The 14,809-nt window shown below is 63.1% G+C and carries 14 protein-coding genes; 4 read left to right on the top strand and 10 right to left on the bottom strand.

All coding sequences use genetic code 11. The features are described from left to right. Positions 1-15: 15 nt before the first annotated feature. The 3 genes from NKH67_RS16615 to NKH67_RS16605 all read left to right on the top strand — a co-directional run bounded on the left by NKH67_RS16615 (position 16) and on the right by NKH67_RS16605 (position 3,263). The gene (locus NKH67_RS16615) at positions 16-1,560 is read left to right on the top strand and encodes a sugar ABC transporter ATP-binding protein (RefSeq protein WP_352769527.1); all 1,545 of its coding nucleotides are present in this window, start codon (positions 16-18) and stop codon (positions 1,558-1,560) included. A gap of 23 nt (positions 1,561-1,583) precedes the next feature. Next, positions 1,584-2,579, top strand: a complete 996-nt coding sequence (locus tag NKH67_RS16610; RefSeq protein WP_352769530.1) for an ABC transporter permease — start codon at positions 1,584-1,586, stop codon at positions 2,577-2,579. A gap of 153 nt (positions 2,580-2,732) precedes the next feature. Beyond that, complete coding sequence (locus NKH67_RS16605) at positions 2,733-3,263, top strand: DUF2231 domain-containing protein (protein WP_353031325.1); 531 nt, start codon at positions 2,733-2,735, stop codon at positions 3,261-3,263. Positions 3,264-3,354: 91 nt separating this feature from the next. Here NKH67_RS16605 and phnN read toward each other — a convergent pair whose 3' ends face one another. The 9 genes from phnN to NKH67_RS16560 all read right to left on the bottom strand — a co-directional run bounded on the left by phnN (position 3,355) and on the right by NKH67_RS16560 (position 12,834). Continuing rightward, on the bottom strand, positions 3,355-3,984 hold the full coding sequence (gene phnN, locus NKH67_RS16600; RefSeq protein WP_352614989.1) for a phosphonate metabolism protein/1,5-bisphosphokinase (PRPP-forming) PhnN: 630 nt from the start codon (positions 3,982-3,984) through the stop codon (positions 3,355-3,357). Further along, a complete protein-coding gene (locus NKH67_RS16595; RefSeq protein WP_353031323.1) occupies positions 3,981-5,120 on the bottom strand; it encodes an alpha-D-ribose 1-methylphosphonate 5-triphosphate diphosphatase in 1,140 nt (379 codons plus the stop codon). The genes phnN and NKH67_RS16595 overlap by 4 nt, the downstream gene beginning before the upstream one ends. Before the next feature lie 79 nt (positions 5,121-5,199). Beyond that, positions 5,200-5,907, bottom strand: a complete 708-nt coding sequence (locus tag NKH67_RS16590) for a DUF1045 domain-containing protein (protein WP_352614987.1) — start codon at positions 5,905-5,907, stop codon at positions 5,200-5,202. A gap of 148 nt (positions 5,908-6,055) precedes the next feature. Beyond that, positions 6,056-6,868, bottom strand: coding sequence for a 5-deoxy-glucuronate isomerase (iolB, locus tag NKH67_RS16585; protein WP_353031321.1), 813 nt, complete (start codon positions 6,866-6,868; stop codon positions 6,056-6,058). A gap of 2 nt (positions 6,869-6,870) precedes the next feature. Further along, positions 6,871-7,089, bottom strand: a complete 219-nt coding sequence (locus NKH67_RS16580) for a DUF3329 domain-containing protein (protein WP_352453009.1) — start codon at positions 7,087-7,089, stop codon at positions 6,871-6,873. A gap of 41 nt (positions 7,090-7,130) precedes the next feature. Then, complete coding sequence (iolE, locus tag NKH67_RS16575) at positions 7,131-8,048, bottom strand: myo-inosose-2 dehydratase (RefSeq protein ID WP_352472331.1); 918 nt, start codon at positions 8,046-8,048, stop codon at positions 7,131-7,133. A 44-nt stretch (positions 8,049-8,092) separates the two neighbouring features. After that, positions 8,093-9,937, bottom strand: a complete 1,845-nt coding sequence (gene iolD, locus NKH67_RS16570) for a 3D-(3,5/4)-trihydroxycyclohexane-1,2-dione acylhydrolase (decyclizing) (protein WP_352819563.1) — start codon at positions 9,935-9,937, stop codon at positions 8,093-8,095. Positions 9,938-9,971: 34 nt separating this feature from the next. After that, positions 9,972-11,906, bottom strand: a complete 1,935-nt coding sequence (locus NKH67_RS16565) for a bifunctional 5-dehydro-2-deoxygluconokinase/5-dehydro-2-deoxyphosphogluconate aldolase (protein ID WP_353031318.1) — start codon at positions 11,904-11,906, stop codon at positions 9,972-9,974. Between the two features lie 199 nt (positions 11,907-12,105). Continuing rightward, positions 12,106-12,834 carry an SDR family oxidoreductase gene (locus NKH67_RS16560; protein WP_352970141.1) on the bottom strand — a complete coding sequence of 243 codons (729 nt, stop codon included), beginning with the start codon at positions 12,832-12,834 and terminating at the stop codon, positions 12,106-12,108. Positions 12,835-12,972: 138 nt separating this feature from the next. Here NKH67_RS16560 and NKH67_RS16555 point away from each other — a divergent pair, with 138 nt between their 5' ends. Then, on the top strand, positions 12,973-13,863 hold the full coding sequence (locus NKH67_RS16555; RefSeq protein ID WP_353031316.1) for an AraC family transcriptional regulator: 891 nt from the start codon (positions 12,973-12,975) through the stop codon (positions 13,861-13,863). Here NKH67_RS16555 and NKH67_RS16550 read toward each other — a convergent pair. Then, positions 13,860-14,705, bottom strand: coding sequence for a MurR/RpiR family transcriptional regulator (locus tag NKH67_RS16550; protein WP_352540037.1), 846 nt, complete (start codon positions 14,703-14,705; stop codon positions 13,860-13,862). The genes NKH67_RS16555 and NKH67_RS16550 overlap by 4 nt on opposite strands. Positions 14,706-14,809 lie beyond the last annotated feature (104 nt).

Below are 14,809 nucleotides of genomic sequence, written 5' to 3'. Positions count from 1 at the left end.
CTGCTGTCAGGCGTGATGAATTATTCCGACCCATCCATCGTTGCATCCACGGACGCTCCGTTCCTGAGCCTCGACGGTGTGCGCAAGACCTATCCCGGTGTCGTCGCGCTGGACGGATTCTCGATGGACGTAAGGCCCGGCGAGGTCATCGGCCTGGTCGGCGAAAACGGCGCCGGCAAATCGACGCTGATGAAGATCCTCGGGGGCGTGACCAGGCCGGACACCGGCACCATCACCGTCGATGGCGCCGCCCATGACGGGCTGACTGTCGAGGCGAGCATCGGCTCGGGCATCGCCTTCGTCCACCAGGAACTCAACCTGTTCGAAAACCTCGACGTGGCCGCCAATATCTTCTTTGGCCGCGAACCGCTGCGCGCCGGGCCGCTCAAGCTCGTCGACCGCGCCAGGCTGCGAGCGCAGGCGGCGCCGCTGCTCAAACGCGTGGGCGCCAATTTCTCGGCCGATACGCCGGTGTCGGCGCTGTCGCTGGCGCAGCAGCAAATGGTCGAGATCGCCAAGGCGCTGTCGATCGAGGCAAGGCTGGTTATCCTCGACGAACCGACCTCGAGCCTGCCGATCGCCGAAACCGACAAGCTGCTCGGCGTCATCAAGGCGCTGAAGGCAGACGGCATCAGTGTCATTTTCATCTCGCACCGCCTTCACGAGGTCGAGCGCGTCGCCGACCGCGTCGTCGTGCTCAGGGACGGAATGCTCGCCGGAACCTTGCCGAAGAGCGCGATCAATCACGACCAGATGGTCAAGCTGATGATCGGCCGCATGCTGAAGGAGCGCGAGAAGGCCGCGGAATCGGCGCGCCCGCCGGGCTCTGTCGCGCTGTCGGTCAAGGCCATTCGCACCGCTGCCTATCCCGACCGGCCCGTCGACCTCGATGTCAGGCATGGCGAGATCCTCGGCCTCGCCGGTCTCGTCGGCTCCGGCCGGACGGAGCTGGCGCGCGTCCTGTTCGGCATCGACAAGAGCTTTGGCGGCTCGTTCCAGCTTGACGGAAAAGATCTGGTTCTTGGTTCGGCCGCGGACGCAGTGGCCAACGGTATTTTCCTCGTCCCCGAGGATCGCAAGCTGACCGGCATCCTGCTCGACCTTTCGATCGCCCAAAACATCTCGCTGCCCAATCTGCCGGCGCATTCGCGGCGCTCGCTGGTCTCGGCCGGCGCCGAGGCCGCCACCGCCGAGAAGCAGAAGACCGATCTCGGCATCAGGGCGCCCTCCGTGCAGACGCGTACCGGTACGCTGTCGGGCGGCAACCAGCAAAAGGTCGTGCTTGCCAAATGGCTGGCGATGAAGCCGAAGGTGATGATTCTCGACGAACCGACCCGCGGTATCGACATCGGCGCCAAGGCCGAGATCTACGGGCTGATGCGGGCGCTGGCCGACGCCGGCGTCGCCGTGCTGATGATCTCCAGCGACATGGAGGAGGTGATCGGCGTTTCCGACCGCATTGCCGTCATGCATGAAGGCCAGATCTCGGGCATTCTCGACAAGGACCGGTTCAGCCAGGAAAACGTGCTGCTGCTGGCGGTCGGCAAGCAGCCGAAGTAGTTCGCAGGCACTGGGAGAAGACGATGAGCAAGAAAGATCTCGGCCTGCTGATCCTGATCCTGGTGGTCGGCGCGGTGGTGGCAATCATCAACCCACGCTTCCTGCTGCCGATCAATCTCGCCAACACCTCGAACCTGATCGGGTTGTTCGGCATCCTGTCGATTGGCCAAGCCTTCGTCATCATCACCGGTGGCATCGAATTGTCGGTCGGCTCGGTGGTTGCGCTGCTCGGCGTGCTGTTCATCGACTTCATCGCCACGCGCGGCATGGCCTGGCCGGTCGCCCTGCCGCTGATCCTGGTGCTCGGCGGCATCATCGGGCTGGCGCATGGCTGGCTGATCACCCGGCTCAAATTGCAGCCTTTCGTGGTGACTTTGTGCGGCCTGTTGATCTATCGCGGCGTGGCGCGCTTCTACACCGCTGACGGCACCGCCGGCTTTGCCTTCGGACAGAACTTCCCGGAACTCGAGTTCCTGACGGCGGGGCGGTCCTGGGGCGTGCCGAACAGCTTCATCGCGCTGATCGTCATCGCCGTCGTCATGTGGGTGGTGCTGCACCGGTCGGTGTTCGGGCGCTATCTCTATGCCATCGGCAAGAACGAGGAAGCGGCAAAATATTCCGGCATCCGCACCGGCCGCATCGTCATGGCCGCCTATCTCATCTGCGGCGTGCTGACGGCGCTGTCAGCTATCTATTTCGCCATGTACACACGCTCGATCTCGCCGGCGAGCCACGGCCAGTTCTACGAGCTCTATGCCATCGCGGCCGCGGTGCTCGGCGGCTTCTCGCTGCGTGGCGGCGAAGGCTCGCTGATCGGCGTCCTGCTCGGCACCGTGCTGCTGCAGGAGCTGCAGAACCTCGTCAACCTGCTCGGCATCCCGTCCTCGCTCAACTTCGCCGTCATGGGCGGGGTGATCCTCATCGGCGTGCTGGTCGACCAGCAATGGGGCGTGTTCAGGGCGCGGCGGCGGATGCTGGAAGCCACACGCAAGGGCGTGGCGGGTGCTGCCGCTGAGTGACGCAAAAATAGCTGGATGAAATTCGCCGACTGCCATGGCAGGTGGCGTGAAAGAGTCAGCCGGAGCTTCGCGACAGCAGTTCAGGTCGGTCTCTATTTGGAACGAAACCCGTATCTGAGCGTTTATTTAAGCTTTGCTACGCGGAGGCGCTCCATGCCCACGAATCCAGTTAGTACCGCCAAAGTAGGAACTCACCCCCTCCACCCGATGCTGATACCTTTTCCTGTCGCGTTTCTTGTCGGTGCGTTTGTCACCGACCTGGTTTTCTGGGGGACTGCCGATGCCTTCTGGGCACGAGCATCGATGTGGCTGATCGGGGCAGCCATAGTAATGGCCCTTCTCGCTGCGACAGCCGGTTTTATCGACTTCCTCAACGAGCAGCGCATTCGCGCCTTGTCCGACGCCTGGTATCACATGCTGGGCAACTTGACCGCGGTCGTTGTGGCACTGATCAATTTCTACCTTCGCTATGCGCAAGGCGCCGAAGCCGCGGTCCGCCCATGGGGTGCGCTCTTGTCGTTCATAGTGGTCTGCATACTGCTGTTCACCGGCTGGAAGGGCTGGGAGATGGTGTATCGGCACCACGTTGCAGTTCTGGATACACCAGCGGATGCGCCAGCGAAGCCTTCGACAACCACTGCCACGGATACTCGTCACGCTGGTCGGGACCGGCACGCCGCATGAGGCCATAATCCCGAAAACTGGATACCGATTTCCAAAAAGATATCGGTTAGACAAGTAGCGCCCATACCGAATGCATCGGATGGGCTCTACTTCAGATAAGGCCCGACATGTCGGAGAAGGCCATGGCCTTGCGCAGCACCTCGGCGAAGCGCTCGCCGGCGGCTTCACGAGGGCCGCTATTGTCGATCGAGGTGACACCCGGTCCGGACAGCGCCACATTGGCACTGCGCGCCAGCCGTGCCAGCACTTCGCCGCGCGATTCGCGACCCCGCAATGCCAGCCGCTCGGCCAGGATATCCGGTGTAGCCGTGATCTCGACGACCGCCAGATTGGCGTAGCGCTCCCGCAGCGCCGGGATGATCGCGCGCGAGACGTTGGCGATCGCGACACGGCCGTTTGAGACCGACCAGTCGACTTCGGCCGGGATGCCATAGCGCAGGCCATGCGCCTCCCAGGAAATGGCGAAGGCACCATCCGCTTCGGCCTCGACGAAGGCAGCATCGGCGAGCGTATCGTGATCCTCGGTGGCCGCATCGCTCGGCCGGGTGATCACCCGGCGCACGAACTCCAGCCGGCTCTCGTCGGCAAACACGGCGCGCGCATAGCCGATCACCGTGTCCTTGCCGGCACCGCTCGGCCCGACGACGGCGACGAAGACACCGTCGCGGATCGGAAATCTCGCGGCGGACAATTCACGCTCGACCGATGCCGACACCATCATGCGACCCGGCGTCCCTGCCGCCAGACCGTGCGGACGACCGGGACATGGTCGTCGACGCGCACGCGAACCAGATCGGCGCGCCGGCCGGGCTCGATGACACCGCGATCGGTGAGGCCGACCGCCTCGGCCGGGTTCTTCGAGACCATCGCCACCGCCTGTGGCAAGGAAATGCCCTCGACCACGTCGCCGAGGAAGAAGGCTGACTGGATCAGACTGAAGGGAATGTAGTCCGACGACAGGATATCGAGCAGGCCATCGCCGGCCAGCGTGCGGGCCGAGACATTGCCCGAATGCGACGCGCCGCGCATGACGTTCGGCGCGCCCATCAATACGCCGAGCCCTGCCTCTTTTGAAGCCCGCGCCGCCTCCTCGGTGGTCGGGAACTCGGCGACGCGCACACCTTGCTCGATCGCTTCGTCGACATGGCCGACGGTCGCGTCGTCATGGCTGGCGAGCACGATGCTGCGCTCATGACAAGCCGCGGCGATGAAGCTGCGGTTCGGGCTCGAATTCCTCGCCGATTCCGCCATCCGCTTTTCGCAGAATTTCTGGAAATCGCGATCGGTCAGCTTCAGCTTGCGCTGGTAGTAATAGGCGTAGGTTTCCAAATTGACGAACTGGCGCTGTCCGGGCGCATGGTCCATCAGCGACGCCAGCCTGACCCGCTCGTCGCCGTCGAAATTGGCGAAGGCCGTGAGGCAGTCCGGCGCCGAAACCTCGCAACGCAGATGGAGGAAATGGTCGGCCCTGAGCCGGTCCTGCTGTACGCTGTCCTCGATCGCGTCGGCCAGCTTGCGTATGTCGGCGGCCATCAGGTCGGCATCCTCGTCCATGCCGACACGCAAGGCGTCGAGCACGGTGGTAATGCCGGCGGTCGCCACCTGGGCGTCATGCGCGAGCACGGCTGCGATCGGGTTCCAGCGCACTTTCGGCCGCGGCGCGTAATGGCCTTCGAGATGGTCGGTATGGAGCTCGACCAGGCCAGGGATGATGAAGTCGCCGCCCATGTCCTCGCCGCTGCGGGCAGCGCCGGGATCGATGGCGGCGATCACCCCGTCGCGCAGCACGATCGACCCTTCGACGATCTGGTCGGCCAGCACGATACGGGCATTGTCAAGAACGGTCTCGGCAGTCATTTCAGGCAGTCCTTGCAGCATTTTGCAGCCAATTGAAAATGAATTGGCGTCGCACTATCCGGTTAAAGCAAATAGCCATTTAGGCAGTTCTTCTGGCCGGGTGGCGCCCGAGCGCGTGATGCGACAGCACCATGAACGGCGCACCCGGTTCAGTTTCCACAAACAGCGTCAGCGCGTCCACCGCCACCGGCCGTTGCAGCACGTCCGTAAACAGGCTGTCGATTGCTAGGCGAAGACGAGGGCTTTCCTGTGACGACACCCGGCCGGACAGCGTCATATGGAAGCGAAACGTCTCGAAGACATAGGGATAGCCCCACTGGCAGAGATTGCGGAACTCGTCGGGCTTCAGCGAATCGGGGCTGCGCCGTTCGATCTCGGCTTCCGTCAACGGCGCGCGGAAGCGGTCGAAGTCGCGCACAACGTCGTCGGCGAAGCGGTTGAGCGCCGGCAGCGGTGCTTCCGGCACCAGCGCGAAGAAGCCGTCGATCTGGCTGACGACGAGGCGCGGGATCGTAACCAGCGGCGTCGCCTCGGCAAAATCGTCGAGTGCTGCACGAAGCGACGTTTCCGTCTCGTTGGAGGCCAGTCTGAAGGGCGCCTTCAGTGTCGCATGAAAGCCATAGCGGCGCGCCGAGGCGGTATGGAAGGCAACTTCTGCCGCCGACAACTCGCCCGCAGCCTCGACCGGCTTTGTGGCGGCACCGAATGGGTCGCGGGCGAGCCAGTCGGCAGCGATCCGTGCCAGCGGTTCGTCCTGTCGGGGGGTGAAATAGATCGCGTAGCGCATCGAAAGTCCTCGTCAGCCCCGCTGCCATAGGTGATTTCCATGACGAATTGACGAAGCTTTGCGGCGTTTTCGGCAACAAAACCACACAGCCGGGTCGTTAGCCGACGATTTTTCGCTTGGACCAGCGGTTGGGGCGAAGGGGAAGTGGTTAGGCCTTCATCAGCCATTCGTGCTCGGGCGCGTTGTGGAATTTCCACGTCCGCTTCGGTCCGGCCATGACGTTGAGATAATAGAGATCATAGCCGTGGCAGGCGGCGCAGGGGTGATAACCCTTGGGGACCAGCACGACGTCGCCGTCCTCGATCGCCATCGCCTCGTCGAGCGAACGAGCACCGTTCTGGTCGGCATCGGTGTAGACGCGCTGGAAAGCAAAGCCCTGTGGCGGGTTGAGACGGTGGTAATAGGTCTCCTCGAGATAGGATTCGGCCGGCAGATTGTCCTGGTCGTGCTTGTGCGGCGGATAGCTCGATGTGTGGCCGCCGGGTGTGATGACTTCAACCACCAGCAAGGAATCGGCCGGCTTGGCCTCCGGCAGGATGTTGGTGACATAGCGCGTGTTGGTGCCTTTGCCGCGAACCTCCTGGCCGAGATCGTCGGGCCCGATGACACGGACCGGCAGACCGCCGCCCAGTCCTGGCGCCGAACAGACGGCAAGTTCGAGATCGGTATCGGCGCTCACCGACCACTCCGACCCCTGCGGCACATAGACCGACCAAGGCTTGCCTTCGAACGGCGACATGCGTTCGCCCAGCAAGCCGAGATCCTTGCCGCCGGCCTTGGCCTTGCCCTTGCCGGTGACGAACACCAGGCAGACCTCACGATCCGCGGTTTGCCCGGAAGCGCTCTCGCCGGGCCTGAGCCGATGCAGATCGAAGCCGACATAGGTCCAGCCGGCGTTTTGCGGCGTCACATGAGCGACGCGGCCGTGGCCCTTATTGGCTTTGACGAGCAGCTTCGACATGGTCATTCCTTCGGTTCGGCGTCCGCCGATGACTTGTCCTCGTCAGCCGGCTTGTAGAGATAGAAGAATTGCCAGACGGCATAGCCGGCGAAGCCGAGCGCGATCACGCCCCAGAACGGCGTGCCGGTGGCGAATTCGATCACCGACCAGACCAGGCAGACCGCGACAACGGCAACGCGCCGCCACAGCGGCCGGAAAAACGGGTGCTCGGAGTCTTTCATCGGATCACCCCCGGCATCGGATCAGCCCTTCCTCGCGAGCCTCAAGCATTGGGAAAGCCTTTTGTCTCCACCGTATAGCCGGCCGCTGTCATCACCCGCATCAATTCCTTGTAGCCGACCTGCGCCATCTTGAGCGGCGGGTTCTTCTTCGGATCCTGCTCGGCCTCGACCACGAACCAGCCCTCATAGCCATGGTCGGCGAGCCTCTGGACGATGGCGCCAAAGTCCAAGGAGCCATCTCCCGGCACGGTGAAGGCACCAAGCGCCACCGCATCGAGAAAGGATTGCCTGCTACGATCCAGCTTGTTGATCACCTCCATGCGTACGTCTTTCACATGCACGTGGTTGATGCGCCGGTGGTGGTTATCAATAGCGCGCAGCACATCGCCGCCGGCAAAGGCCAGGTGACCCGCGTCGAGCAGCAATGGAATGCCTTCTCCCGAATAGCGCATGAAGGCATCTAGCTCTGGCTCGGTCTCAACTACTGCCGCCATATGATGATGGTAGGAGAGCGGCATGCCTTGCTCTGCACACCATTCGCCGAACTGCGTGAGCCGCCGGGCGTAGGCTTTCATTTCCTCGTCCGAAAGCCTGGGCTTGCTGGCGAGCGGCTTCGAGCGGTCGCCCTGGATGGAGCGGCCGACTTCACCATAGACGATGCATGGCGCGTTCACCGCCTTGAACAGGTCGATCATCGGCTGGATACGATCCTTGTTCTTCGCCATGTCTTCGTCGACCAGCGTCCCCGAGAACCAGCCGCCGCAAAGCGTCACGTCGGCCTCTTTCAGGATCGGCAGCATGATTTGCGGATCGTTGGGAAAGCGGCGGCCCATTTCCATTCCGGTAAAGCCAGCCGAGCGCGACTGGCGCAGGCACTCCTCCAGCGACACATCATCGCTGAGTTCGGCAAGATCGTCGTTCCACCATGCAATGGGGGACATGCCCAGTTTGGCTTTCAAGTCGTCACTCCAGTTTCAGACATTCGAGGCGCGTTCGCGGATGGCTAAAGAACCCGCCCGCCCAGCGCTTCCTCGTATTTCTTGCGCGCGGCATTCACTTGCGGCCGTGCCGAGACTTCCGGCACTGCGACATCCCACCAGCTTCCACCGGCCTCGGTCGAAACCAGCGGGTCGGTGTCGATGACCAGCACCGTCGTTCGCGTGTTCTTCTTCGCTTGCGCCAGCGCCGTTTCCAGCCCGGCGACCGACGGCACTTTTTCGGCAATCGCACCCATGCTCGCAGCGTGCGCGGCGAAGTCGATCTCGGGCAAGGTTTCGTGACGGGCGTCCTTCAGCAGATTGTTGAAGTTGGCGCCGCCGGTCGCCATCTGCAACCGGTTGATGCAGCCATAGCCGCGGTTGTCGAGCAGCACGATGGTCAGCTTGAGGCCGAGCATCACCGAGGTCGCGATCTCGGAATTGAGCATCAGGTAAGAGCCGTCGCCGATCATCACCACGACCTCTTCGTCCGGCTTGGCCATCTTGACGCCAAGCCCGCCGGCGATTTCATAGCCCATTGTCGAGAAGCCGTATTCTGCGTGGTAGGAGCCGGGGGCACCCGCCTGCCATAGCTTGTGCAATTCGCCGGGCAAGCCGCCGGCGGCATGAAGCAGTACCACGCCGGAGCCCATGGCGCGCTGTACTGCGCCGATCACTTGCGCGTCGGACGGATAGGCGGCATTGGTCGACGCCGTCACCTTGTCGGCATCCGCTTGCCAGTTCTTCTTGCCCGCGATCGCATTGTCGGTCCAGCCTGAAGGGGCTTTCCAGCCTTTCAGCGCCGCAGCGAGTTCGGCGAGCCCTTCCGCCGCATCGGCGACCAGCGGCAGCGCCTGGTGCTTTCCGGCGTCAAAAGGCTGCACGTTGAGCCCGATGATGGTCCTGCCGGCATGCTTGAACAATGCCCAGGAGCCGGTGGTGAAATCCTGCAGTCTGGTGCCGACGGCAAGCACGACGTCGGCCTCTTCGGCCAGCCTGTTGGCCGCCGAAGTGCCGGTAACGCCGACCGCGCCCATGTTCAACGGATGATCGTCCGGGAGCGAGGATTTGCCGCCTTGCGTCTCACAAACTGGAATGCCGGCGCCTTGCACCAGTTTTGCCAGCTCCTCGGACGCCTGCGAATAGAGTACGCCGCCGCCGGCGATGATCAGCGGCTTTTTCGCTGCTTTGAGTACCGCGACTGCGGCCGCCAGTTCGTTGCGGTCCGGGCGCTGCCGTCGCGGCGTCCAGAGTCGCTCGGCAAAGAAACTCTCGGGGTAGTCATAGGCCTCGGCCTGCACGTCCTGGCACAGCGCCAGCGTCACCGGGCCGCATTCGGCGGGATCGGTCAGCACCTGCATGGCGCGGTTGAGCGCCGGCATGATCTGCTCCGGCCGCGTGATGCGGTCGAAATAGCGCGACACCGGGCGGAGGCAGTCATTGACCGTCGCCGTGCCATCGGAAAAATCCTCGGCCTGCTGCAGGACGGGATCGGGAATGCGATTGGCGAAGACGTCGCCAGGCAGAAACAGGACAGGCAACCTGTTTACATGCGCAAGTGCCGCAGCGGTCACCATGTTGAGCGCGCCGGGGCCGATCGAACTGGTCGCGGCCATGAAGCGGCGGCGGAAATTGGCCTTGGCGTAGGCGATCGCCGCATGCGCCATTGCCTGCTCGTTATGGGCACGGAAGGTCGGCAGTTCGTCGCGAACCTGGTAGAGCGCCTCGCCGACGCCGGCGACATTGCCGTGGCCGAAGATCGCCCAGACTCCGCCGAAGATCGGCACTTTCTTGCCGTGCATCTCGGTCATCTGTCGGGCAAGAAAGCGGGTCAGCGCCTGCGCCATCGTCAGGCGGATTGTCTTGGTCATGTCGGTTCCTCCGCAGTGCTTATGTCGCGCCTTCTTATGCTGCTTTGCGACCGCGCGCGGCAAGCCATGCCTCGGTCAGTTTTTCGAAACGCGATGCCATGTCGGCCACCGCCTCCTCGTCCGACATCTTGCCGGCAAGCCATTGTTCGGCCGCGTTAATGAAGATGGTGCGGCCGACAGCGAAGCCTTTGACGATAGGCGCCTTGGCGGTGGCGGCGAAGGCCGCTTCCAGCTCGTCCTGCGGCGCTTCCAGGCCAAGCAGCACAATTCCACGGCACCACGGATCGTGCTTCAGGATCACCGCTTCGATCTTTGCCCATGCGCCGGCCGATGCCTGCGGTTCGAGCTTCCACCAATCGGGCTTGATGCCGAGCGCATAGAGTTCCTCCAGCGCCCGCGGGATCGTCATGTCGTCGAGCTTGCCGTGCTTGCCGGCGATGATCTCGATGAGAAGTTCTCTACCCACTTTCCGCGCGGCCTCGAACAGGCTTTTGAGCTTCTGCTGCTGCTCGATCTTCAGCGCCGCAGGATCGTCTGGATGATAGAAGCACAGGCACTTGATGCAGTGGTCGACCGGCCATTCGGTCAGTTGCGAACCTATGTCTTGCGAGAACTCGAAGCGAAGCGGCCGCGAACCCGGCAACTCGACCGGCCGGCCGAGCCAGGCGAAGGAATGGTGGGCGAATTCGAACATCGCCTCGCGTCCGTATTTTTCGTCGAGCAGCATGCCGTAGCCGGCGCGGCCAGCCGCGACCTTGGCCGCAGCCTTGACCGTCAGCACCTTGAAAGCCGGGATTCGCGACGGATCGGCGCCGGCTTTTGCCGCGACATCCTCCAGCTGGACGCGGTGGTCGCAGGCGAACGCCATCAGCGAGGGGATGTCGCGCCGGCGCGTGGTCGCCCAATGGATGTGATTGATCGCCTCGTCCTTGCGCAGCGCCAGATGCTTGCTGCCGTTTTTCAGGAAGAACTGCAATTCCTCGAAAGTCGGGTATTCCGGTGCGCAGAGGAGCCGCGACACGGCAAAGGCGCCGCAGGCATTGGCCCAGGTCGCCGCCGTCGCCAAGCCTTCCTCGCCGAGCCAGCCGCGCAGGAAGCCCGACATGAAGGCGTCGCCGGCGCCGAGCACATTGTAGACTTCGATTGGAAATCCCTTGCCGACGATACCGTCCTCGAGGTCGTCGCTGATCGGCCCGTCATAGACGATGCAGCCCATGGCGCCGCGTTTCAGCACGATGGTTGCCGCCGACAGCGAGCGGATGGTTTTCAGCGCGCTCAGGCAATCGTCTGCGCCCGAGGCGATCATGATTTCCTCTTCGGTGCCGACGATGAGATCGCAATCGGGCAGCACCGTCTTCAACTGCGCCGAGACGCGGTCGGATTTCACATAGCGCTCGAAGCCTTCGGCGTGGCCGGCGAGACCCCAGAGGTTGGGGCGGTAGTCGATGTCGAACACCACCTTGCCGCCCTTGGCTTTCATGACACGGATCGCCTTGCGCTGGGCGGCGTCGCTGTTGGGCCGTGAAAAATGCGTGCCGGTGACGACGACCGCGCGTGCCGAAGCGATAAACGCCTCATCGATATCGTCTTTCGAAAGCGCCATGTCGGCGCAATCGCTGCGATAGAAGATCATCGGCGAGACGCCTTCATCCTCGACCGACAGCAGCACCAGGGCGGTCAGCCGCTCTGGATCGGTCTTGAGACCTTGGACCGAAACGCCCTCGCGGGTCAGCTGCTCGCGGATGAAGCGGCCCATCTGCTCATTGCCGACGCGGGTGAGCAGCGCCGAGCGCAGGCCGAGCCTGGCAGTACCGACCGCGATATTGGCCGGACAGCCGCCGACCGACTTGGCAAAGGAAGTAATGTCCTCGAGGCGCGAGCCGATCTGCTGGCCGTAGAGATCGACGGAAGCGCGGCCGATGGTGATGATGTCGAGCGGCGCATGTCTCGCTTCCACGGCTTCGCCCATTCGAACCTCCCATCGGCTTGTTGTATTGGGTAACACGCGCGAGCGGCAGCGTGGCGCCGGCAATATGAAATAATAATTCCAATCCATAGTCAATATGGAACGAGCATTCCCAAGGCTGAAAAGTGCTGTGCAAGGCTCGCGCGTTCAGAAACTTTGAAGTCAGACGAACGTCAAGTGTCTACCACTGAAACCAGCTGATTTACCAAGGAAGCGGGCCATCATCGTTGAAGTACCCGGCGGTCGGGCCATCGGCGTCCAAGGTCGCCAGGTGAATGACGATCTCGGCCGCCTGCTGCACCGTGCGGTGACCTTTATACCCGTTGAGATCGGTGGCAGTGTAGCCGGGCGCCGCGGCGTTGACCTTGATGCCTTGCGGCGCGAGCTCCCTGGCGAATGCCACCGTGATGGCGTTCAAGGCTGTCTTGGAGCTGCCGTAGCCCATCATGTTAACGGCGTGGTTCGCAGTGGCGGGATCGAGCGCCCGGCCGATGGACCCGGTGGAGCTGCTCACCATCACGATCCGGGCAGCAGGTGCTGCTAGCAGCAGCGACAGGAATGCCTGGGTCACGCGGATCGGGCCGAAGACATTGACGTCGTAGGTGGCCTGGATGTCGGCGATCCGCTGCTGGCTCGGCGGCAGGTCGTAATTGATGGCGACGCCGGCGTTGTTCACCAGCACGTCGAGGCAGGGGCTGGCCTGCCTGAATGCCTCGGCTGCCGCCTTCACACTGTCATCCCGCGTGACGTCCAGCTCAAGCCACTCCACGTCGAGGCCTTCGGCGCGCAATGCCTGCGCCGCCGCCATGCCGCGTTCGGCGCTCCTGGCGCCGAGCCAGACCTTGAAGCCCATGGTCGCCAGTCGCCGGGCGATTTCACGGCCTATACCCTTGTTGGCGCCGGTCACCAGCGCGCTTTTCGATGTTCTCATAATCGGTGTCTCCATTTTTCTTGTGGAAGACCCACAAATGGCGCGAGACAGCGGGCGCCGCGCGCCGGAAATTCTCCGGTTCTTGCCTAATCCTCTCACGCTGTTGCGCAGCTGGTGCGAATGCGCGATGCTGGCGCAATGAGCGAAGCGCTGCAGGAGTTGATCGAGATCGCCGGCCGCCATGCGCGCGGGCGAAGAACAAGAACGGCGATTCCCCGCGTTTCGATCGGCCGCAGCGAAGTCGCCACGGCGCCAATGCCAGGGGTGTGGGGGTCGGGGATCTTATTCGTACTGCAGGGCGCGAAGACGGTTCTGATCGGCGACCGGGCTCTTCGTTACAATCCGGCCAGCTATTTCATCTATACTGTCGAGACGCCCACCATCAGCCAGATAATCGAAGCGAGCGCGGCGCGTCCTTACCTGGCCATTGGCCTGACCCTTGACCTGCAGGCCGTCGCCGCGCTCCTCGTCGAGCACGCGCCGGCCCTCAGGGGCGACAGTTTCTCCACCTCTCCCGCTGATGACGATCTGCTCGACGCGTTGCGTCGAATGATGCGGCTGCTTGACCGGCCATCGCAGATTCCCGTGCTCGCGACCATGATCGAGCGAGAGATGCTGTTTCGGCTCCTGCAAGGCCCGCAAGGCGGAAAGCTTCGTGAACTTGCGCGCGCCGATGGCCATCTGTCCCGGATTGGCCGGGCGATCGCCTGGATCCGTTCGCATCCCCATCAGCCGGTCCGGGTCGGCGATCTGGCCGAGATTGCCCGTATGAGCAGTGCTGCGTTTTATCGTCACTTCAAGGCGGCGACGGCCATGAGCCCAATCCAGTATCAAAAGCAAATCCGCTTGCTGGAAGCCCGCCATCTGCTGATTGCCCAGCCGGGCAACGTCGCACGTGTCGCCTTCGCCGTCGGCTATGTGAGTGCTTCCCAGTTCAGCCGGGAGTATGCCCGCCAGTTCGGGTCGCCGCCTGCCCGCGACGCAGCGCGGCTTTCGGCAGAAGGCGAAACGGCAATAGAGGTGATCTAAGGCTTGCGCTTGCGGCCGCTATCGCGCCGCTTCTCGCCGACCGCGACGGTCAGCGCCATAGCCAAAGCCATCGTCGCCGACAGCGAGCGGAAGCCGGCGAAATCGGCCTCGGCGACCTCGAACCAGACCCTGGCGAATTGAGCGAGTGGCGAAAAGGAGCTGTCGGTAATCGCCACGATCGGCACGCCTTGCTCCGAAATGACGCGCGCCTCCTCGATGGTGGCCGGGGCATAGGGCGAAAAGCTGATGGCGATCACGGCGTCCCTTGGAGAGGCAAAGCCGATCATCTCTGCATTGAGGCCGGCGGCCGATTCGATCAGCTGGTTGCGGATCTTGAGCTTGCCCAATGCATAGGCGATATAGGAGGCGACCGGGTAGGAGCGCCGCTTGGCCAGCACGTAAATGGTTTCGGCCTTGGCCAGCACAGTGATCGCATCTTCGAAATGGTCTTCATTCAGCGTGCGCGAAATGTCGTTGAGCGAGGTACTGGCTGCGGCAACAAAACCGTCGAAAATCGCGCGGTGGCCGGCGCCTTCCTCGGCCTTGGCGCGCAATGCCGCCAGCCTTTCATCATAGGATGAGTTGCGCTCGCGCAGGCGCTCGCGAAACACCAACTGCAGGCTGGTGAAACCATCAAAACCAAGCTGCTGGGCAAAGCGGATCAGGGTCGAAGGCTGGACACCGGCGGAAGCGGCGATGCTGGCAGCGGTGCCGAAGGCGATATCGTCTGGGTTGTCGAGCGCATAGGCGGCGATCTGGGCGATACGTTTCGGCAGGCTCTGACGCCGCTCCAGTATCGTCGCCCGCAGCGTCTCGAAATCGCGCGGCACCCGTTCGTCCATCGTCGCTCCGCCCAGGCTCATCGTCTGGTTCCCTCTGTGGCCCATCATAGCGGGCCTGTGCAAGAACACCATAAAAAATGAGACAAGCGTTCCATCTGCAGACA

This window comes from Mesorhizobium sp. M0968, assembly GCF_040319065.1.
In the GTDB taxonomy this organism is placed as follows: Bacteria; Pseudomonadota; Alphaproteobacteria; order Rhizobiales; family Rhizobiaceae; genus Mesorhizobium.
The sequence above is the reverse complement of the archived record's forward strand: the minus strand, read 5'-3'. Positions and strand labels throughout refer to the sequence as shown.